We start from the raw sequence: 21,464 nt of genomic DNA on the forward strand, positions 1-21,464 counted from the left end.
TTCTTTCCGTCAGAGCTATTTATGTCAGCCGAATGGGTTCAGAAACTTTGCGCTGTCACTATATATTTGGGTCGCCAGCCTCGATTTGTTCCTCTACATCACCCCAATAGTCATAATCCAACATTCTCAATGCATTGGCATCATAATAGAATAAAAAAGATTCTTTATCTAAAAAATGCGTTAATGAAAGACTGTAGCCACCAAACAAATCCTTTGGCCCTTTGTTAAAAAGAGCGAACGGTGCGATACAATTATAGGATTGCTTATTGCCATAAGCCCTCTCAACATGTTTATAAACAATCCAATCTGCCAAATTATGAGAAAGACGCGGAGAAACAGCTTTGATTAGATCCTCTAGTTGTCTGTCTTCTATTATCTTAGCGCTTTGACTCGTGTCGAGAGTCGTAAGTTTTGTAAAGATATCCATAGCCTTTTCCAATCCAGATGGAGCTTTGGACGGAAAAACGTATGGGAAAACCATAAGTCTGGTAAAAAAAATTACCATTTCGAAAATATGTGACTCCTCGCTCATCGAAGTAGACATCAATTCCGTATTTTCTATACTTATAGATGGAAAAAACTATGTATGACAAACGTTTATTGTTCATTGCTGACCGTGTAAAGTCCCCATTCTTCGGTCCACCTAGGAGTAGAGACTTCCGCTCAGTTGAAGGTCTCCCCGTTTTAGGGCCCAGCACTATGCGAGTTTTCGGCTCTTTTGAGGTTCATCCATGCCGGGCAATTGCCCGGCATGGATGGCAAATTCTAGCGACGTCAGATTTCTCATGGATTCATGAAGACGCTCCTCATTGTATTCCCGGATAAATTCTTCTGTAGATTTTCGAACCTCACTCAAGCTATTAAAAATATAAAAATCAAACACTTCTTCTCGGTGTGTGCGGTTGAAGCATTCGATATATGAATTTAGCGTTGGCTTTCCAGGTTGAATAAATTGCAGCTCAACGCTATGTAGTTTTGCCCACTCTTCCATGACATTGCTGATACACTTAGGTCCATTATCCATTCTGAGATTTTCCGGGTAACAGCCTTGTTCTTCTGATATCCTATCGAGAACCCTAATCACACGGCCTGCAGGTAGATTCGTATCAACTTCCACAGCCAGCACCTCGCGGTTATAGTCATCAATAGCATGAAAGTTCTATAGGTTCGTCCGTTGTAAAGAGTATCGCGCATGAAGTCGATCGACCAACAAGAATTGGGAGACAAAGGCTGGGCCAAGGCCTTCCTAGCCCTTTGAGGCAGCCGTTTCTTTGCCTTACGCTTCAAATTCATTTTCAAAAGGCAATACACTCTCCAAACCCTTTTGTAATGCCATGGCTTACCTTGTCTTCGAAGCGCGGAGAACAGTTTGCTAAAGCATCTGGTGGACTTTTTTGCGGCTAGTTCAGTCATTGCGGTGATTACTTCGCTGTCATCGCGGGGATGTGGCTTGTAGGCATACAAGCTACGACTGACGCCCAATGCTGCACACGCTTTGCGTATGCTCAACTTGTGTTCGCAAATAGCGTGTGTCACGATCTTCTTTCGCTGGACTGGCCTCAAAGTTTTTTTTCAATGACATCCTTGAGCATTATATTTTCAAGGCTGAGGTCGGCGAACATTTGTTTACGCTTACGATTCTCAGCTTCAAGGTCCTTCATCCGCTGAATGCCGGATGTTTTCATGCCGCCATATTTCGACTTCCACTTGTAGAAAGTGGCACTGCTCACGCCGTGTTCACGGCGTACGTCGACGATGGCTCTTTCGCCTTCCACAGACTTCAGGATCTTGACAATCTGATACTCACTGAATTTTGACTTGCGCATATGAAATTCCTGCTCCTAGTTTGGGCAGAAGTCTCTACTTTGCAATGGACCTACTATACAGAGCCTTTACACACCTGTCGGGATCAAAAAAACGGCAATTCCATGAACAGCTCACCGATTTTCCGCATCAATTTCAGATTGAGTGGAGACTCGCCGACGGGCTTATAATAATATGTCGATCTTTGTAATTGCAGAACTTTGCATTGTCGTCGAATACTGAGATTTGGATACCCGTTGTCGACGACCTCGCGCTTGTTGACCGTAGCTCATCTTTTGGCGAAAGCTTGTTGCAAAAAATCTTTTTCCACAATCAACTGGCCGATCTTTGCATGGAGATCTTTGATCTGCGCTTCGTTGTTTTGTGGGGTATTCTTGGTCTTGCCGGAAAAGGATTCGACGATCCCTTCCTTAGCTTGTTTCTTCCACGTGGAAATTTGGTTGGGATGAACGCCATGATTGCTGGCCAGTTCTGAAATCGTGTGTTCACCGGATAATGCATCAAGTGCGACACGGGCTTTGAACTCTGCAGAAAAACGTCTTCTCTTGGACATGATCGAGCCTCCTTCGGCTACTATATGTCCACCTTTTTCCATTTGTTTTTAATTCATGATTGTTCCGAATCTTTATACGACAGTTTGGTGTTATGGTAGGTGCTTTGTGAGTTTCTGTGCTTTTCCTCAGTAAAAGTTTAGTGGATTTAGTGTTTTGGGAAAAGACGGGTATCTGGTGACTCCAAACTTACCTCTGTGTGGTGGATATCTTTTTGTCAATATTCCAATCTGTTGTCTTTGTGGTAAAGTCGTTTAAGTTGTTTTGCGTCAACGTGTCCCATGGCTTGAAAGTCGTAGCTATCGTGTTTAGCTCTATTTTATGTGGTGTCCTTTTCCATTAAATTTGACGTCATTTTATTTTAATTATGCTCAAGCAGACATTTGGGCTAAATAAAATCCGCTATTTAAGGTGGTTATATTGAGGTTCGGCTTGTATGTAATTGGTGGAAAACATGCGGATGGGAAAATATTTTTCAACAGATAGCTGTGGAAATATAAACCAACTTCAGATAAATACCCAAAATAGAATCATAAGCTCTTGTTGATGTTTTACATGGATTTGAAATGACGATCAGTTCTCTCCACACCCTAAAGGGTCGAATTATTACTTTTTTGTGGCATTGACCAAAAAAAGAGATATATGTATAAAATATGCTGAATTAATCAATAGCGTTTTCAATGCCATTTTTTATTTAACACGGAGGATACCATGGCTGGCCCCAAGACCCCAATGCTGATCGTTTCTCTTCCTGGCGCAGGACAGACTAAGGGGTATCAATTGAATGCTGATACCCCGATCAAATTCGAATTCGACATTTCCGAAGCCGTATTTACCGGTAATAATGGTAATCTGGAAATCGCCATTGAAGGTGGCGGGACAGTTATTTTCGAAAACTATGAAAAGCTCGCGGCTGCTGAGTCTCTGCCTTCTTTCGTAATGGCGGATGGTGAAGAGGTTACCGGTGATTTTTATTTGTTCGCATTTGAAGGAGCTGAACAGCCTGGTGAGACCGAGCTTGAAACCGCAGCCGATGGTGCAGCCAATGGTTCTGGCGCGGGCGAGTACAGCGACGATCCCGGCAAGTTGGGTGATAGCATTGATTCTCTGGGTGGCCAGGAAGATGTTTTTGGCGCCCATCTCTTTTCCGCAGCAGTTGGTATTAGGGGTAACGAGAATCCTGTCGCTATTGACGATTTTAATGATATTATTGAACAGGGTGATCCTGACTTCGATCCCACTCAACATTTCGCTATCATTCAAAATGGTATTGTATATGTATACGATGGTGAAACTTTCGTAGAGTCGCCTGAAGGCTTTGTGCCTGGTGGTCGTTTCTTCGAACTTGGTAGCAACCCTCTCGATGAAACTCATGATGATGGCTACCTTGAGCCCCGGCTCACTGACTACGACGGCGGATCAGATTTTCAGAATGGCTTCTTTATCGATTACCCCGGTGTTGTCGTTCCTGAGGTGAATCCCGTTGAAGGTAACGTCATCGAGAACGATTGGGACCCGAACGTCGAACATAGCATCGACACTCTGCGAATGAATTCCATCGACCTTATTGGTCCTGATTCTGACGGAAATAATCCCGATCCCGTCGGGATTCCGAATGAAGGGCAGGTCATCAAAGGTATGTACGGCGAGCTGACAATCCATCCTGACGGCTCTTATTCTTATGAATTGGACCAGGGTCTGGCAGACAAGCTCGAAGAGGGCCAGATCGAGCACGAAGTTTTTAATTACACCATTCAGGATCCCGTCGGTGCCGAAAGTAACGTTGCGCAGTTGACCATCAACGTTTTTGGTTCTAACGACGCCCCTTTCGCGGTCGCCGATACCAATGTTCAGGCCATTGAGCAGGGTGATTCCACAGGTTATCAGTATCCTGACGGTTATCCTGGTGCGGGCGATACCGGAGAAGTCGACGTTGATGTGACCACTGGTGAGGATGTCGGCATTGTCTCTGGCAATAATCTGATCAAACTTGACGGTACATCTTACGGTGATCAGATTCTGCCTGGCGCGGATGACGAATTTGAATATGTCGATCTCTCCAGCGTGTTCGAAGGCGGGTTTGATTTCGGCAACCAGAATTACTCCGGCTTTTATGTTGGCAGTAACGGTTACATCACTTTTGGTGAAGGGAGCGGCGATTTTTCCTGGAGTGGTGATTCCGAGCTTACGAATATGCCGCCGTTCATTGCCGCACAATTTAATGATATTGTTCTTGATAACGGTGGTGGCCTTTATCTTGATATTGACGAGGCATCCGGCACCGTCTCGATTACTTGGGAAGATGTAAGAGCTTGGAATGACTATTCTGGATCGGACAATTCCATGCAGATTGTCCTGCACGTCCATGACGACGGTGATTTCGATTTCGAAATTCGTTATGCCGACATGGAATGGGCTTATAACAGTGCAAAGGGCGGTTGGTCCGCTGGCGACGGCGTGAATTACGACCTGCCATTGTCCGGCAGTGAATTCCTCAATGCGGAAGCCGTTTCCAACATCGGTCATGACGGCGTTTTCGCCTGGAGCGTGGTCGGGAGTGAAGTTTCTTCTCACAACTACACCACCCAGGTGGACGCACACGGCAACGTGCTGACCAACGATACCGATGTCGATGACGCGGCTGACGCGCTTTTCGTCATGGGTGTCTACTCTGCACATCTTTCCGGCGACATCAATGATCAGACCGATTTCGCCCTGCCCACCGTGGAGGCAAATGGTCGCAATGTTCCGAATACAGATGATGTCGATGGCGATGGCATCGCCGATGGCGCTTCCTTCACCGTTCAGGGCCACTATGGCGAACTGACCATTCGTGCCGATGGCTCTTACGATTATATCCTGCACAGCCCGGATGAGAATACTGACCTCGACAAGCTGAATTACAACAATTCCGGTGAGGATTCTTTTACCTACGCCATCATGGATGACTCCGGCGCGTTGAGCTATGCCAACCTCACTTTCACGGTGAACGGCGCCAACGACGCACCTGTGGCTTATGACGACGCGAATTCTATCATCGAATTCGGCGCGAACCTTTTTGGTCTGGACGGAGAAGTTGACCAGGCCGGTACCGTGTCCGGCAACGTGATCATGGGAATGGACGATGGCGTGCTGGTTGAAAGCGCCAAGGACACCGATGTCGACGATACCGAGATATTCGTATCCAAGGTCTACACCAAGCGTCCTGTCGAGACTGATCCTGACTTTGGCGAAGGTGACGGTGGGTACGAAGGTAGAAGTGCAGATGGCTTTGAAATTAATGAGTCCTTCAACGTCTATGGCAACGATATCGATGGCGACGGCGTTGTTGATCCTGTTACCATCCAGGGCAATTTCGGTACGCTGATCATCCACGAGGATGGTAACTACTCCTACGAATTGAATAATGGAAATCGTGCCGTTCAAAGGCTGAACACCGACGATGATCCGTTGACCGATACGTTCTTCTACACCGTTCGCAATGAATACAACGACGGCGTGGAGAGCAACGAAGCCCAGTTGGATATCACCATCTACGGCAACAACGATGATCCTGTCATCAAGGTCACCGGCAAAGATCATCATGATGGTGAATTCATTGAAGCGGGCGTCCATGGTGACGGCACTGGCGCTACTCATGTCCTCGGCACTCACGACCTGAGACTGAATGATGTGGACAATAGCGGCAAGGAACTGACCGTTACCCTGACAGAGCTTGATGATCCCCAGAATCCGATCGACATGTCCAATGATATCATTGGGTTTGATATATCACATGCCAGGGCCAACGCACTATTTGACGCTGACCCGACCGACGCTGTGACCCAGTATTCCTACAAGGGACTTCTTATTACCATTGATAATGATGCCAATACTGTGACCATGGAAGCCGCAGACGGGAAGAATCCCGGCTTTAATCAGTATAGGCAGGCTCTTAAGATGGTCACCTTTGAAATCGATGGTTCCGATCACACCCCGGATACTTCTCCGCGTGAGTTCGAAATCATGGTTGAAGATAATCAGGATGGTATTGAGCCTGGTTTGGATATCGATGGCGTTCATCATGGCGAGACGGGTGTCGCAACCGATACCTTCACCTTGAACATCGTGGCTGCCAACGATGCACCCACCGCAATTGATGACGGTATTTACGCTGTCACCGAACTGAGCGACGTGATCACCGACGGCGGTTGTTTCCTCCTGGAACTTCTTGAAGACCTTGAAGGTTTCGTCAACGGCATTCTGGCCGAACTCGGACTTCCGTTTCTCCCCCATACGGAGTTTGATATCGCTGACAACGTATTCATGGGCAACCTGTTGACCAATGACTTCGATGTTGACGGGTATGTCGATGAAAACGATAGCACTGACGATCCCAATAACAACGCCAATGACCTGCACGATTTGCGTGTAACCGGTCTTGCCGCAGGTAACTTCGACAACGAGTTCCCGCCCATCGATGCCCCGGATGGTACTGTCGACCTCGATCCCGCTGGCGGATTCGAAGTTCAGGGTATTTACGGCACTTTGTATATCGACGCATTGGGTAACTTTACCTATGTGGCCGACACTGATGCAGCCAACAGGCTGGCAGACGGTCATTATGCTACCGAGACTTTTACCTACCAAATCTCGGACGGTGACGCTGAGGCCGCTGGTGGCGACGGCAACGATTACAACAATCCGGCCTTTGATACCGCTACTGTTACCTTCAAGGTGAACGGCAGCAACGATCAGGCCACCATTGAAGTGGAAGAAGGCGAAGTCAACGACGACGGTGTCGCGATCGCCTCCGTACAGGAAGCCGAGTGGGCCGACGATGCCGTTGACCCCAACGTTTCCGGTTCTTTTGATGATGGCGATGCAACTGTTATGGATGACTTCTCTGGAAGCACCGGCGAAGACACCGGAACAACCGAGAATGCCCTTGATCAGTTTGGGAATTACGAAGTGACTCCGGCCGCTACAATGCTGTCCGTGGGCGGCAAGCTCGAAGTGACCGACCCGGACGATCATACCTTGGGCCAGAATGACCCCGGCCACAGTCAGACCCCGGTTATCGACGAGTCGACCCTGGCGGCAAAGATTGAGCACGACGGCTCTGTTTACGAAGGCTCTTTTGTTGAGCAGGCCGACGGCAGCATGGAATTCTCCGTGCAGACCAGTGAAGGCGGCACCTTCTCCATCAATCCGGACGGTACCTGGAACTACGAGATCGACAATACGCTTAGTGAGGTCCAGTCCATGGGCCAAGGCGAGTCTTTCGAGCAGACGTTCACCGTCTATTCCTATGATGATACAGCCAACCAGACGATCACAGTGACCGTGGAAGGCTCCAACGATGCCCCGGTTATCAACAGCATCACCGCCCCGGTCGAGACTTTCGAGTCCGGCGCAGGCGGCTGGGATATCGCTAGGACCAGCGCACCGGTCGACAATGTGTTGGTTGATGCACTTAATGACCTCTTGCACGGTGTGGACGACATCTTCAACGTCGACCTGAGCAATATTACGAACGTCCTTGAAAATCGTTTCCTCGGCATGTTCAGTGATAATGAGCACACGGCAAAGACCTTCTATGTTGACCCTGATGCCGATACGGTGACTGTGGAATTCGACATGTTCGAACACGGTTTGTGGGGTGGCGAATTCTTGGATAGCGATAATTTCACCGTTAACGTCGGTGACGCTCATTTCGAAATTCCGCTTTCCGCTTTCGAATGGTTTGGCATTATCCCGACCGGCTTGGATCACGAAAACTTTACGGTGAAGGATCCCGCCACTGACGCAACCCTGAGCATTTTTTCGCCGGACGGTCCTGCAGGTGCGTTTATTCACCATATTTCCGTGAGCATGACGCCTCCTGCGGACGGTGAACTGACAGTGGACCTCAGTGCCAACACCGAATCCAGTTTCTGGGAAGGTGTTGAAGCCTTCGGCATCGACAACGTATCCGTGGCCTCCTACGGTGAAGGCGAAGTCCCCATGTTCTCGGTTGTCGAGAACGTGACCGGCGACACCTTTGTCGCTCAGTTCGGTTCCACTGACGTTGACGTCAATGACGATCCCGCTACCTACACCGTGGACAAGGTCCAGGCCCTGGCTGACGACGGTAGCATTGTTGATATCGATCTCACTGAGGGCATGTTCTCGATGGTCGGAAACACCCTGGTCGCTCATGGCGGCGCAGAGGGCTTCGATCACGAGACCTATAGTGAGTTCTACGTCACGGTTACCCCGCACGACGATCATGAAGCAGGGCAGGATGTCGTTGTTACCGTTCATGTCGGCGATGTGAATGAGGCTCCGATAGCCATTGATGATTACCTTGACGCAACGGAAACCAACGTCGACGCATGGATCGGAATTGGTAATGTCGGTGATGTCAACTCGGCTCCCGGTGACGACTTTATTGCCAAGGATTACGATCCCGACGATGGCGACGCCATTGATTCCTATCAGTTCATCAGCAGCAGTCATCCTGCGGTGAAGATGAACGCGGACGGCTTGGTTGAGTTTGATCAGGATCATCCTGACTTCAACCACCTGGCCAAGGATGCAACCGACACCATCACCCTGACCTACAAGGCCTATGATGGCGAATTGTACTCCGACCCCGCAACCGTGACCGTGACCGTGATCGGTACCAATGATGTTCCGACCTTCGACCTGAATGGCGACGGCGACGGCGTCAATTATGCCGATACGTACACAGAAAATCATTCGGCTGTTTCCATCACCGGCGGTTCTGTGATCATGGACGTCGACGATGGTGCATCCATTGCCAAGGCAACTGTGTCCTTTACTCCGAGTGAGCCTGAAGACCTCACCGCTTTCAACCTGAATCTGGATCCAGGCTGGTCCGCTTCGTCGGTCACTGATATCACCACTGGTATGATTACCTGGACCATCACCGGTCCTTCCGGCGCATCCATGGCTGAGTATCAGGATGCTCTGGACGGTATGACCTTTGGCAACCCGGCAGATCAGGATCCGCTGGACGGCAACAGAGAGTTCACCATTACGGTGTACGATGAGCATGGCGGAACAGCTTCGGCCAAGTCCGTTATCAACGTGGAACCCGTCAATGATGCTCCGGTTGCATTGGACAATGCTGACGCAGTGCATGAACCCAATGAGTCGGGTCACGCAATAAGCACAGGTACAGCCCCCATGGGTAACGTTATTGACGATGCCGGTACAGCTGGTACGGATTACGACGTCGACAATCCGACGGATTCTCTCTTTATTACCGCTGTGAAGTACAACGGTGTGCTGACCGCTATCGCGGAGAATGGTCCCACCGAAATTCCCGATGTTGATCATGGCACCATGAGATTCTGGGCCAATGGAGATTACGAATATATTGCCGACGACAATTCGTTGGGAGTTCATCAGGATCCTCCGGTCGAGACCTTCGAGTATACGTTGTCCGATGGATCGGATACGTCTCTGGCTGACCTCAAAGTCACGGTCACTCCGGTGAACGATGCCCCTGTGGCCGAGTCTGATTCCCTGACTGTTGTCGAAGACACGACAGAATACAGCCAGGTAACGGCGACTGATGTCGACCTGCCCGCAGGTACGGACCTGACGTTCGCATTGAACAGCAACTTCGAAGATGCTCCCGAAGGCTTGACATTTAACGGAGATGGCTCCTGGAGCTTCAACGCTGATGCATACGATTACTTGAGTCCCACGGACGATTCCCTGCACTTCAAGGTGGGTTATACCGCTACGGACGATCAGGGTGCGACCGGTGATTCATTCATCGAGATTACAGTGACCGGCACCAACGATGCCCCGGTTTTGGACCTGTCCGCCGGTACTGTGAACTTCGTGGAAGAGGGAGCCGGGTACAACAATATGCTCGGTTTCTACCAGTTGGTTAACGGCAAGCCGGTGAACCCGGAAATCATCATGGAAAACGTGAACGATTCTGATCCCAGCCAGGCTGGTGAACAAGCTTACGCCGAAGGTGATATCCTCACCACGTACGGCGATGGCGCAGAACTCCACTACTTCCTCGTCAACGTTGAATACGGAGATACTCCTACTGGTACACCCGAGTTCGTTTGGGATACCGCTACCGAACAGTGGGCGATCCAGTTTACTGACGGAACAACCGTGACCCAGTTCGACGCTCGTTTCGATAATCCCGACCTGAATCCGGCGGGTGAAGAAGCGACCTTCGGCGATCCGAATGGCCATCACAATCCTGACAACAGCGTCGAACTTGACGACCAGTTGATGAATGGCGACCAGTTCGGCCTGAATATTGACGGCGATGACGACGATTACGACGACGTCGTGGCTCAGGAAAATCCCGGCGATCCTTCCACTTACAATAGTGAGGGAACTTACTACGAAGGCGATCCCGCCATGAACGTTACAGGTGCCGTGGATATCTCGGATGTGGATTCCGACTTCATCTCGCAGATCACGGTTTCCATGACACATCAGACGGGTGACGTTTTGACCTTGGATGGAAATGTTGTTGATTCGAGCACGGGTACGGTCACCCTTAATGGGCATTGGACCCCGGCGGAAGCCGAGGACCTGATCGAATCCATGACCTTCTCTAATGATAATGACGCCCTGGCATCCGGTGACCGCGCTGTCAACGTGCAGGTGTGGGACGACGCCAGCAACCCGGTCGGCGCACCGAGCAACGAGGCCGTTGCGACGATTCATGTGAATGGCTTCAACGACGGTCCGACCGCTGTTGATGACGGCTCTGTTGCATCCCCACTCTCAGTTGCTGAAGACGGAAGCATTACCATTAACGTTACGGGTAATGACACTGATCCTGAAAATGACCAGTTGTTTATTAACAGTTACGATTCCGTTGCCCACAAAAATGCGGATGGCTCTGGTGACGTTGTCGGTACCGTCGCGCTGAATGCTACTGGCGATCAGTTGGTGTTCACTCCGACGGAAGGTTACGATGGACCGGCATACTTCACCTACGATGTGAACGACGGCGACCTGACCTCCTCCAATCGCGCCACTGTGAGCCTGAACGTGATCGACGGCAACGCAGCTCCGACACCTACGGATGACCCCGGTGTGAATGGTGACGGTGTGACCAGCGAAGGCACGTATACGGCTACCGAAGCTGGTGTTGGTGTCGAGAGTAATCCGAGTAATTACCTTTTGGTTGTGGACACCTCAGCTTCTATGGCCGGAAGTCGTATGGTCAATACGCAGAACGCCCTTTATGAAATGCTGGAAACCTTGCAAAACAGTCTTGAGGCCGGTGAGTCAACAAATGTTGGCATCATTGATTTCGATACTGATACCGTAGTTGATACATTCGAATTGAAGGGTGATGACACTACCGGATACCTTGCTGCTCGCGGTTTTGTGGCTACCCTGCAGGCGTGGGATGGCATTGATCCTCGGGTAGACAATGGCACCAATTATGTCGAGGCTTTAACAGAGGCCGATGCTTGGTTGGGCGCACATGAAGGCCCGGCACAGATGATCTTCATGTCTGATGGTGAACCTACGCCTGAGCTTGGTGGTGATTCTTGGATGCCGTTGGCTACTGCTCTTCACACTGATCATCCGGACGCGACTGTGACCGCCATCAGTGTTGAGATGCCTGCCGAGTTTACAGCTAATATGAACCTCATTGATGGGGATCATAGTGCTACCATGCTCTCAAGCTCCAGTGATCTGAATGGATTGCTTGTCGATCTCCTCAACAATGTTGAAAGTTCGGCAATTATAGCCGAGGGCAACGTGCTTACCAACGACACTGATCCTGACGGCGATGACATGAGCGTCATGACCATCTCCTACACTGATCCCGATACGAGTGTAACGGAAACAGCGGACCTTGATTCGGACATCACTCCCGACGTCGTTGGCGACGCCCTGGGTGCGGTTATTGTCGGCAAGTACGGTACATTGACCATCAATGTCGATGGTGATTTTGACTACAACCCGAATCAGCCGGCAGCCAATGCCTTGGGTGAAGGAGATGCCCCGGTATTCGAGACCTTCTCTTATACGATTAAGGACTTTGAAGGCTTGGCCGGAACGGGAGCCGCAGAGATCACTTTCCAGATCAATGGAGCCAATGACGCGCCCGTGGCAACCAATGCCCTGGGCCATGGCGCAATGGTTAATGAGGTCTCGGAGACAGTGACGGACTTCGGTTGGACTGCCAGTGGCGATGAAGTCTCCCTTGCCTTTGCTGGTAATAGTTGGGCTGCCAATGCCGCTAATAAGGGCGTTACCTTCGAAGCAGACAATAGTCTTGATAGAGATGCTTCCATAGTGAAGGTTGGCATCCAGTCCGCAGAAAATCATAAGGGGGCGCTGTTTGATTATTATGGGTATGAAGACGACAACGGTCAAGTTGGTCAGGGTGTAGAATGGACTAGAGCTCCTTTCTCGTCTTGGCAATCCCAGGAAGCATATGAAATCATGGTCATCAACTTTGGTGGAAAGAATAAGGATATGCCGATTGAGGTTGAACTTCAATTTGGTGATGTAGCTTCCGGTGAAACCCTCCACTTTATCGTATACGACCAAAATGATAATCGTACTACCATATCGGTTGATCCGGTTAATGGAACTAATGGCAAGTATATCGTGTCCGGTGTTCAGGCACAGCCTGGTGATGACTTGGTGCTTATCAAGTCTATCCATGTTGATCCTGGTAATGGTGATGGGTTTACGCTGAAGTCCATTAAGATGACCGAAGCAGGTCAAGAAGCAGTCGGTTCGCATCAGGAAGTGAGCAGTCAAGTCTCAGGAGCCTCCGGTAACCTGTTCGGCAATATGTATGACCCGGATGCAGGTGACGCTGCGAATAGCGTGGAACTTGTTGGTGACATTGATGGCGACGGCTCTCTTCACGGCCAGTGGGGTACATTGGCCATGGGTGCTGACGGCAGTTGGACCTATACGCCTGATACCGATATCTATGAAGAACATGCCGGTGACCTTCCCGGTTTGGAGACATTCACCTACGAGGTGACCGATGGTTTCGGCGCAACTGATATCGCAACCCTGACGATTCCGGTACATTACAATGTCACTCCTGCTGAAGTTGACATTAACGCCGATAACGTCATCGTTGACGATGCTGGAAGCCATTCTATCTCCGGTGGAAACGGTGACGACTTCCTGTACGGCGAAAGTGGCGACGACTTCCTCAACGGTGGAGCCGATAACGACTACCTCAGCGGTGGTGCTGGTGATGATGATCTGGTTGGCGGACATGGTAACGACATGCTGTTCGGCGACGGCGGCAATGATCATATCTATGTCAGCTCCGGTACGGATACCGTCACTCTCGGCGAGGGCGCGGATACGATTCATGTCGACCCGACTTGGATTCCGTCCAGCGGCGGTACGCTTGAAGTGACTGACTTCGACGTTATGGCCGGTGATGTGCTTGATCTTGGTGCCAGCACGAATGTGCAGATTAACTCTGATGGCAGCCAGAACAATGATCTCGTCCTTACCATGGATAACGATGGAGCAGCGGTTGAGATCGTCCTTCAGGGCGTACTGACCACCAATACCGGCATCGGTACTGTAGATGTTGACATGAGTAATGATGATGTGAACTCATTGATTCAGCAGATCATCGATTCGCCCGACCAGTTCTAAACCAAATAATAATCCCGGACCCGGCCTGTGTGGCTGGGTTCGGGACATTCTTTTTGCGAATCTTTATTTCTCCTGTAACTGGAGAAGATGAAATATAAACGGTGATATTTCTATGAATATCAATATGTTGGGGACGTTTGTGTTGAAAGATGGCATCCCATCCGAGCCTGATATCGTCTTGGCAAACTGTCGGGATTCGGCCATGCTTGGCCGTTTGGTCTCCATGTTTTCAAACCATTCCGACATCCGGTTCTTCCTTGTGGAGAACGTGGATGACATGGGCCTTGACCTGAACGCTGATTTACATTTCCTCAAGGATGGCGGCAACTGGGTGTTGGCCAATAACGATACACTGGTCGACGTGCTGTTCGACAGGGCGAATTTTAATCCCGCCGGAAGCGAGGGGACGTTTCTGATCGTGCCGGAAGAAGGCGGATATGCCCTCATCACCTCCGACGACGAGCCCGGGCAGATGTTTTCGGATGACTTTTTGTTCGTGGCCCACACCGTTGCTGGAGTTGATGATGATTCCGACGGGTTTTTCATTGACCCCTCGGTGCTGGAAAACGGCGAAGACAAGATTGTGGTTTCCGATTTCCATTTTGGAAGTGATGTCCTGGAATTGCCGCTTGGCATGTACATCAAGGATGTTCTGGTCGATCATGAACACGATTTTACAGAGGTTATTATCGGTCAGATCGATGCCTTGCACGATGACATCGTGGTCAAGCTTCTGGGTGTATCTCAGTTCGACATGCCTACCAGCCATATGGATATGGCCGGTGATCAGGATGCTGTGAACTCCATGATTCAGGCCATCATCGATTCCCCTGATAAAACCTAAAGAGGCTGTACCAGACAATTAGCCCATATATTTTCTAACCCACTGTTTCAGCAATTTAAATTGCCTTCGGGGATTACTGTTATTAAAATGCCAGTCACATTTTTTTAAAAACAGAGAAAAAAATGTTTGGTTGGAATTCTGAAATATCAAGGACATTGTATCTGTACGAGCAGTCTGAGTAAACCACACTGTCTGCCTCAATCTTCTTTTGAATAATGGAAAGTAAGGGTTTTACCTTTTGCGTCAGAAATCCTTTGTGTATACTTTCCCATCCCATTACCTAAACAAGTGGTCCAATTTTCTGAGGCCACCCCCCCTCAACATTGGACCGATTATCGGTCCCATTCTTCAACTGAGTAATCTGCGCCTTCGGAATCTTATAGGCTTTCAGCAGATCAAAAATGAAGTCATCTTCGGAAACGGGATCAACAAGCTTCTCAAGTTTTTTATAGAGCTGGGTAGTGTTCATTTTAACTGATTTTCTCGGTGTTCAAATGTGGCAAACATCTTGATCAAAGGCTGCCTTGTCGAGCCTTCAGAATTTAGTACGCGAAATTTATAGCACTCTGTCAATTCAAGCAAGTGTTCAAATGATATTCACACACAAGTAGTCAATATTCTCAGCATGTTGGAACCAACAATTTGATCCTATGTAACTGAGCATACTCTCTCCACACGCCATCCAGATTTAGAGTCAGCACGGCACCCGAGTTAACCGTCTGACATCATACGGGTTTTGGAAAACTGCTTCCAGCATAACAAATTAGAAAACCATAAGTAAACGCCTGAAATAAAGCAATTTCACCCTGGTATACGGACTGTATATCAGGGTGTGCTTTTATGTGCCTAGGCGGCAAAATTTGTCGAAAAAGATGAATAATTACAACGGGTATAAGGCTGGGTCAATGATTCCATGTCAGGGCTTCGAAGAATTCTTCGAGCGTGCCGAGTCCGCCGGGCAGGGCGATGAAACCGTCGGAAAGATCGGCCATCTTCTGTTTGCGTTCGTGCATGGAAGTAACCACGTGGCTTTCGGTCAGGCCGGTGTGGGCCACTTCCTTTTCTACCAACAGTTTGGGGATGACGCCGATGACTTCGCCGCCAGCTTCCAGACAGGTATTGGCGAGACGGCCCATGAGTCCGGTGCTGGACCCGCCATAGACAAGGCCGAGGCCTCGGTTGGCCAGTTCCTTGGCCAGCGTCTCGGCACATTCGCCATAAGCCGGATTTGTTCCGGGGTTGGAGCCGAGATAGACGCAGATTCTTTTCATTAAATTGCCTTGATAGCCTTTTCGATGTCAGCCACGAATTCGTCAACCATTGCTTCGGTAGTGGCCCATGAGGTCATCCAGCGGACAGTGTGGTCGTGTTCGTCCCAGACATAAAAGTAATATTTTTCATGAAGAATTTCAGTTGCCTCAGGCGGGATGGAGGCAAACATGGCGTTGCAGTCCACGCTGCCCTTGATCGTGACGCCATCAATGGCACCGGCTTTTTCAGCCAGTCTTTTTGCCATGGCGTTGGCGTGGCGGGCGTTCTCCAACCACAGATCATCGGCCAGATATCGTTCCAGCTGGGCGGACACAAAGCGCATCTTCGAGACGAGCTGCATGGCCTGCTTGCGGAGATACTTAAATCCTTCGCCAATGTTTGGCTTGAGGAAGATGACGGCCTCGCCCATGAGACAGCCGTTCTTGGTGCCGCCGAACGAGATGAAATCAACATCAAGAGCCGTGGTCATGTCGAAGAATGAACAATCCAGTGCGGCGCAGGCATTGGCGATACGTGCCCCGTCCATGTGCAACAGCAGGTCGCGGTCATGGGCGAATTCCACGAGGTCTTCGATCTCTTTTAATGTGTAGAGCTTGCCCAATTCTGTGGGCTGGGTGATCGAAATAACCTTTGGCTGCGAGGCGTGGACGAATCCAACATGGCCGAGATACGGGGCAATGGCACCGGGGGTGAGCTTGCCGTCTTCGGACGGAATGGGAACGAGCTTGATGCCGCCGAAAGCTTCGGGAGCGCCACATTCGTCGTTGTTGATATGCGCTTGTGCCGCACACAAAACCGAGTTGTAGGTCTGTGTCACTGTGCGCAGGCCAAGGACGTTGGCAGCGGTGCCGGTAGTCACGTAATGAATACTTGCCTGAGAACCGAAATATTCCTTGAACACTTCATCGGTATGGATGGATATTTCATCGTCACCGTAGGATTTCAGAAAGCCTTCGTTGGCTTTGATCATGGCTTCCATGATGGCCGGATGTGCGCCGGAATTATTATCGCTGGCAAATGATTTCAATGCACTCATGATGATTACTCCAGCCCGAAAAAGGTTCGGGCCGCTTTGTGTTTCAAAATTGAATCGGCAAGGGCGATGTATCCGGCAGCCGTTGGATGCACGGTGTCACCGTCGCTCAAGGCCTGCTCGTATACTGCGGAACTTTCCATGCTGTCAAAGGTCGAGATGGCCGGGATAGCAAGCTCGTCGCAGAGTCGGGCTATTTCGACGGCCAAAGACTTGACGCGTGTGTTCTTGTGAGTATCCGAGACAGGGGGCGGGCCGATAAACAGGACATCGCCTTTTGCTTGCGCCGTGCTCAGGATGTTTCGGGCGGCCTTCAACGATTCCTGAAGTGGAACATCGTTCATGATGTCGGCCACGCCGAAGCTGAAGACGAATCGGCTCTCCATGCCATCTATGGTGCGGGGGGCCGCCTCACTCAGCCAGCGATCTTGCAGCCGGATGGTTGTATCTTTGCGCACACCGAGGTTGTAGCCAGTGATGTCCTTCCCGTTTTTTGCGAGCGAGGCGGTGATGCGTCCGGGCCAGCCAAGGCCCGTCTCATCGCCATAGCCCAACGTGAGAGAGTCGCCGAAAAAAAAGACGATCATAAGTTATTCCTTGATCCGTGCGGATATGTTTTCGACATCAATGGCGTAGACAACCGTGGCAGGAAGGGCTGCTTCCTTATAGGGAAGTTGTTTGCCGAGATGCTTGACCGTCAGCAAATCCAGACCGTGCATTTTCTCGTCGTCGTCAACGAGTCGGGGAGTGCCGTGGCCCATGACGGAACGGAAAAGATAGCCCTGATCACAGGCGTTGTCGCCACCTTGACGCATGCGAACGTCTACGGCTGTTGAGAAGGCCACCGTCGCACCAGTGTTCAGGCAGGCAGCCTTGCGGCCACGTTTGCCGGAATGGATGTAGATGACGTTTCCTTCCACCGCAAAGTTGACGGGAACGCAGTACGGCGCGTCATTATCGGTCAGGGCAAGCCAGAGAATATTGGCTTCGGTCAGAATATTTGCGATAGCGGTTTCGTTTTCAGTGTACCCTTTGCGCATGAGGATTCTCCGTTGAGTGTGTTTCGAGCCACACGTTTTATGAATCACTCGAAGCTGGAAAACAACCTTTGTAGTGCAGAAAAAACAGGCTGAGACTGTCGGGTAAACAATGATTGCTCTGTGTGGAAATATTGTTATAATGCCGCTGTTATAACCGGGAGATACCCATGAGCCGATCCAGAGATAATCAATTACCTATTCACTATCTGCTGAATTCCTTTGACAGCTTTTTCAAAATGGAAGCAGCGGGTGGCATCGCCTTGATGATTTGTACGATAGCGGCATTGGTCTGGGCCAATTCGCCGTGGGCCGAAAGTTATCACGCCTTATGGCAGACCAAAATTACCGTGGGATTCGGCAGTTGGGTGCTTTCCAAAGCGGCCATACTGTGGATCAATGACGGGTTGATGGCTATTTTCTTTTTTCTGGTCGGTCTGGAAATCAAACGAGAGCTTCTGGTTGGCGGGTTGTCCACCCCGAGTCAGACGATCATGCCTGTGGCGGCAGCCATAGGTGGTATGGCCGTTCCCGCACTTATCTTTGTTTCGATGAATGCAGGACAGGAATCCGCGGCTGGTTGGGGTATTCCCATGGCCACGGATATCGCTTTTGCGCTCGGCATCATGTCTCTTCTGGGCAACCGCGTGCCGTTGGGTGTCAAAATTTTCCTTACCGCCGTTGCCATTGTGGATGATATCGGAGCCATTCTTGTTATCGCCATTTTTTATACAACATCGTTGAACCTGACAGCATTATCAGTCGGTTTGGCGGTGCTTGGCCTTATGGCTATTCTTAATTTGCGGTGGGGAATTCGGCATTCCATTCCGTACTTGGTGCTTGGGGTAATCGTCTGGTTTGCCTTTCTTTTGTCCGGTATCCACGCGACCATTGCGGGCGTGCTGGCGGCCATGACAATCCCTGCGGGGACACGGATGAATTGTTCCACATTTGTAGAGGAACTGCGACATGCTGCTGAAGTCTTTGAGTTGGCGATTACGCCGGGTAAGACCGTGCTGACCAATAAGGAACAGCAGATAGCCTTACATTCTCTGGAGCATGCATACGAGGCCGCGACAACGCCATTGCAGAACATCGAGCACGCCTTGCATCCATGGGTATCCTTTTTTATTATGCCGATTTTTGCATTGGCCAACGCAGGGGTTGCGCTGGAGGCAGACGTCCTGAGTGAATTGCTCACTCCGGTGTCACTTGGTATTTTCTTTGGGCTTGTCTTGGGCAAGCAAATTGGTGTGACCGGTGCCTGCTGGGTGGTCAATAAACTGGGCTGGGCTAAATTTCCAGATCGGACGACGCTTGTTCACTTGTGGGGAGCGGCCTGTCTGGCTGGTGTCGGATTCACCATGTCTATTTTTATCGCCAACCTTGCCTTTGCGGATGCAGCGCGACTGGTAGAACTTTCCAAGATCGCCATTCTGTTCGCTTCGTTAGTCTCAGGAGTGGCTGGCTATGTCGTTTTGAAGTACATGGCACCGGATGCTTCTGGAGCCGGAGAGACGACAGCGGAAAAGATTCCTGAATAAGATCGGAAAAAAAAGCAGTAACCCCGGTACACGAAAATGTGCCGGGGTTTTTGTTTAGAAATCCATCAGCCCGAGCGGGTCGAGATCAGACAGTTCTACACGGACGAAGGTGTAGACATCAAAGAATAGATCTTTGGTGATATCGTTAAGAAGCCATTCACTGCCCGTGCCGAATGAGTTCCAGAGTTCGGTTTCAATCCCTTGGCGCACTTTGAATCGTACGGTTTCTACTTCGGGATCAGTGCCGCAGAGATGTGTTTGCATGAGTGGCACCAGACCACAGGTGACGTGTTGAACGTCGATGATATCTTTGTCGTCGATCATGATTATTTTCCTATGCAGAATGCGTCGAAAATGGAGTTCAGGACATCGTTGGATGCGATTTCACCCGTGATGCCGGACAATGTGTTGCAGGCGGTTTCAAGTCGGACACTCAAAAGGTCGTAGGGGATACCAGCCGCTGTATCCTGTTCAAGTTCGGATAATTCAAGGGCTGCTTCGCCAAGTACGGCGGCCTGCCGTGCATTGGGGGCGAGCTCGTCGGGGTCGGGTTGACCTGCGCCTTGAAGAATGCGGTCGCGGATACGTGCGCAGAGCGTGTCGATATCCGTCCCCTTCTTGGCAGAAATGGCAAGCATTTCAAGGTCATGGGCAGCCATTTGTGCGGCGTTGCTTGTGTCAAAGCCGTCCAGATCAGATTTGTTGAGCACCAACACCGTTTTTTGTGGGTCAAGAGTGGCTGCAGTGGACATGGTTTCATCGGTCAGCGGCGCTGTTCCGTCGGCTAGCAACAGAACGAGGTCAGCCTGATCCATCAGCTCGCGGCCTTTTTCCAATCCAGCGGCTTCGATGGCATCGTCCGTTTGTCGGATGCCGGCGGTATCAGCCAATCGGATATTCAACCCATTAAGGTTGATGGATTCTTCAAGGTAGTCTCGAGTTGTGCCGGGTTGGTCCGTGACGATAGCGCGATTGCGGCCGAGCAGAGCGTTCATCAGACTTGATTTGCCCGCATTGACTCGACCAGCCAAGACGACCAATGCTCCTTCGCGCCATGCTTTGGTGCGGTCTACGGCAGAAAGAAGTTCGTCGATTTCAGTGCGTACAGACGCTGAGGTCTCGATCAGTTCTTCAGGGGAAAGACATTCGATTTCGTCGTCAGGAAAGTCCACGGCTATGCAAAGTTGAGCACGCAAATATTCCAGTCGAGCCCGGAGGTCGGTAATTTTTTGACCAAGCAGGCCGGAGAGTTTGACTTGAGCCAAATGCATGGCTGCTTTGGTAGGCGCGTGGATCATTTCTGCCACAGCTTCTGCCTGAGAGAGGTCCATGCGTCCGTTCATGAAGGCGCGGTAGGTAAACTCGCCGCGTTCAGCAAGGCGGACACCTTTGTGTAGGATCTCATCCAGCACGGCGGATAGGACGGCCCGACCTCCATGACAGTTGATTTCTACGATGTCTTCACCTGTGTATGAATTGGGTCCGGGCATGAATGCACATAAGACGTCATCCAGTTCATTACCGTTTGCATCAAGCAAGTGACCATAATGAAGGTGATAGGGGATAAAATCCGTGAAGCGTTGGTTTGCGGCTCGGAATAGCGCATTGGCAACGCTTCGGCATTGGCTGCCACTGATACGGATGATGCCCACACCGCCGTCTCCGGGGGGGGTGGCAATAGCGGCAATGGTGTCGTTGGCGAGTCGTGGATCAAGCATGAGGGTGGTT

At 50.3% G+C, this 21,464-nt stretch carries 11 protein-coding genes and 2 pseudogenes; 3 read left to right on the plus strand and 10 right to left on the minus strand.

What is annotated here, in order from left to right; translation table 11 throughout:
* Positions 1–58 precede the first annotated feature (58 nt).
* The 3 genes and pseudogenes from SYK_RS16455 to SYK_RS16465 all read right to left on the minus strand — a co-directional run bounded on the left by SYK_RS16455 (position 59) and on the right by SYK_RS16465 (position 2,377).
* On the minus strand, positions 59–427 hold the full coding sequence (locus tag SYK_RS16455) for a hypothetical protein (protein ID WP_281761359.1): 369 nt from the start codon (positions 425–427) through the stop codon (positions 59–61).
* A 270-nt stretch (positions 428–697) separates the two neighbouring features.
* A pseudogene (locus SYK_RS16460) lies at positions 698–1,826 on the minus strand (IS3 family transposase).
* A gap of 266 nt (positions 1,827–2,092) precedes the next feature.
* A complete protein-coding gene (locus SYK_RS16465) occupies positions 2,093–2,377 on the minus strand; it encodes a transposase (RefSeq protein ID WP_281761360.1) in 285 nt (94 codons plus the stop codon).
* 709 nt (positions 2,378–3,086) lie between these two features.
* Here SYK_RS16465 and SYK_RS16470 point away from each other — a divergent pair.
* The gene (locus SYK_RS16470; protein WP_281761361.1) at positions 3,087–14,006 is read left to right on the plus strand and encodes a cadherin-like domain-containing protein; all 10,920 of its coding nucleotides are present in this window, start codon (positions 3,087–3,089) and stop codon (positions 14,004–14,006) included.
* Between the two features lie 112 nt (positions 14,007–14,118).
* The gene (locus SYK_RS16475) at positions 14,119–14,850 is read left to right on the plus strand and encodes a hypothetical protein (RefSeq protein ID WP_281761362.1); all 732 of its coding nucleotides are present in this window, start codon (positions 14,119–14,121) and stop codon (positions 14,848–14,850) included.
* Positions 14,851–15,130: 280 nt separating this feature from the next.
* Here SYK_RS16475 and SYK_RS16480 read toward each other — a convergent pair whose 3' ends face one another.
* The 5 genes and pseudogenes from SYK_RS16480 to SYK_RS16500 all read right to left on the minus strand — a co-directional run bounded on the left by SYK_RS16480 (position 15,131) and on the right by SYK_RS16500 (position 18,195).
* Positions 15,131–15,319 carry a hypothetical protein gene (locus SYK_RS16480; protein WP_281761363.1) on the minus strand — a complete coding sequence of 63 codons (189 nt, stop codon included), beginning with the start codon at positions 15,317–15,319 and terminating at the stop codon, positions 15,131–15,133.
* Between the two features lie 442 nt (positions 15,320–15,761).
* Positions 15,762–16,121: pseudogene (locus SYK_RS16485) on the minus strand (LOG family protein); the annotation flags it as partial.
* Positions 16,121–17,158 (minus strand): threonine aldolase family protein, encoded by a 1,038-nt coding sequence (locus SYK_RS16490; RefSeq protein WP_281761364.1) that lies wholly within the window; start codon positions 17,156–17,158, stop codon positions 16,121–16,123. The pseudogene SYK_RS16485 and the gene SYK_RS16490, both read right to left, overlap by 1 nt.
* A 5-nt stretch (positions 17,159–17,163) precedes the next feature.
* Positions 17,164–17,742, minus strand: coding sequence for a GDSL-type esterase/lipase family protein (locus SYK_RS16495; protein WP_281761365.1), 579 nt, complete (start codon positions 17,740–17,742; stop codon positions 17,164–17,166).
* Between the two features lie 3 nt (positions 17,743–17,745).
* On the minus strand, positions 17,746–18,195 hold the full coding sequence (locus SYK_RS16500; RefSeq protein WP_281761366.1) for a pyridoxamine 5'-phosphate oxidase family protein: 450 nt from the start codon (positions 18,193–18,195) through the stop codon (positions 17,746–17,748).
* Between the two features lie 167 nt (positions 18,196–18,362).
* On the opposite strand from SYK_RS16500, the gene nhaA reads away from it, so the two are divergent.
* A complete protein-coding gene (gene nhaA / locus SYK_RS16505; protein ID WP_281761367.1) occupies positions 18,363–19,736 on the plus strand; it encodes a Na+/H+ antiporter NhaA in 1,374 nt (457 codons plus the stop codon).
* Positions 19,737–19,790: 54 nt separating this feature from the next.
* On the opposite strand, the gene SYK_RS16510 is transcribed toward nhaA, so the two are convergent.
* Both SYK_RS16510 and mnmE read right to left on the minus strand, forming a co-directional pair.
* Complete coding sequence (locus SYK_RS16510; protein WP_281761368.1) at positions 19,791–20,060, minus strand: hypothetical protein; 270 nt, start codon at positions 20,058–20,060, stop codon at positions 19,791–19,793.
* Between the two features lie 2 nt (positions 20,061–20,062).
* Entirely contained in the window at positions 20,063–21,454 is a 1,392-nt protein-coding gene (gene mnmE / locus SYK_RS16515) for a tRNA uridine-5-carboxymethylaminomethyl(34) synthesis GTPase MnmE (protein ID WP_281761369.1), read from the minus strand.
* Between the last annotated feature and the right edge of the window lie 10 nt (positions 21,455–21,464).

The sequence above is a fragment of the Pseudodesulfovibrio nedwellii genome (genome assembly GCF_027923765.1).
Classification (GTDB): Bacteria; Desulfobacterota; Desulfovibrionia; order Desulfovibrionales; family Desulfovibrionaceae; genus Pseudodesulfovibrio; species Pseudodesulfovibrio nedwellii.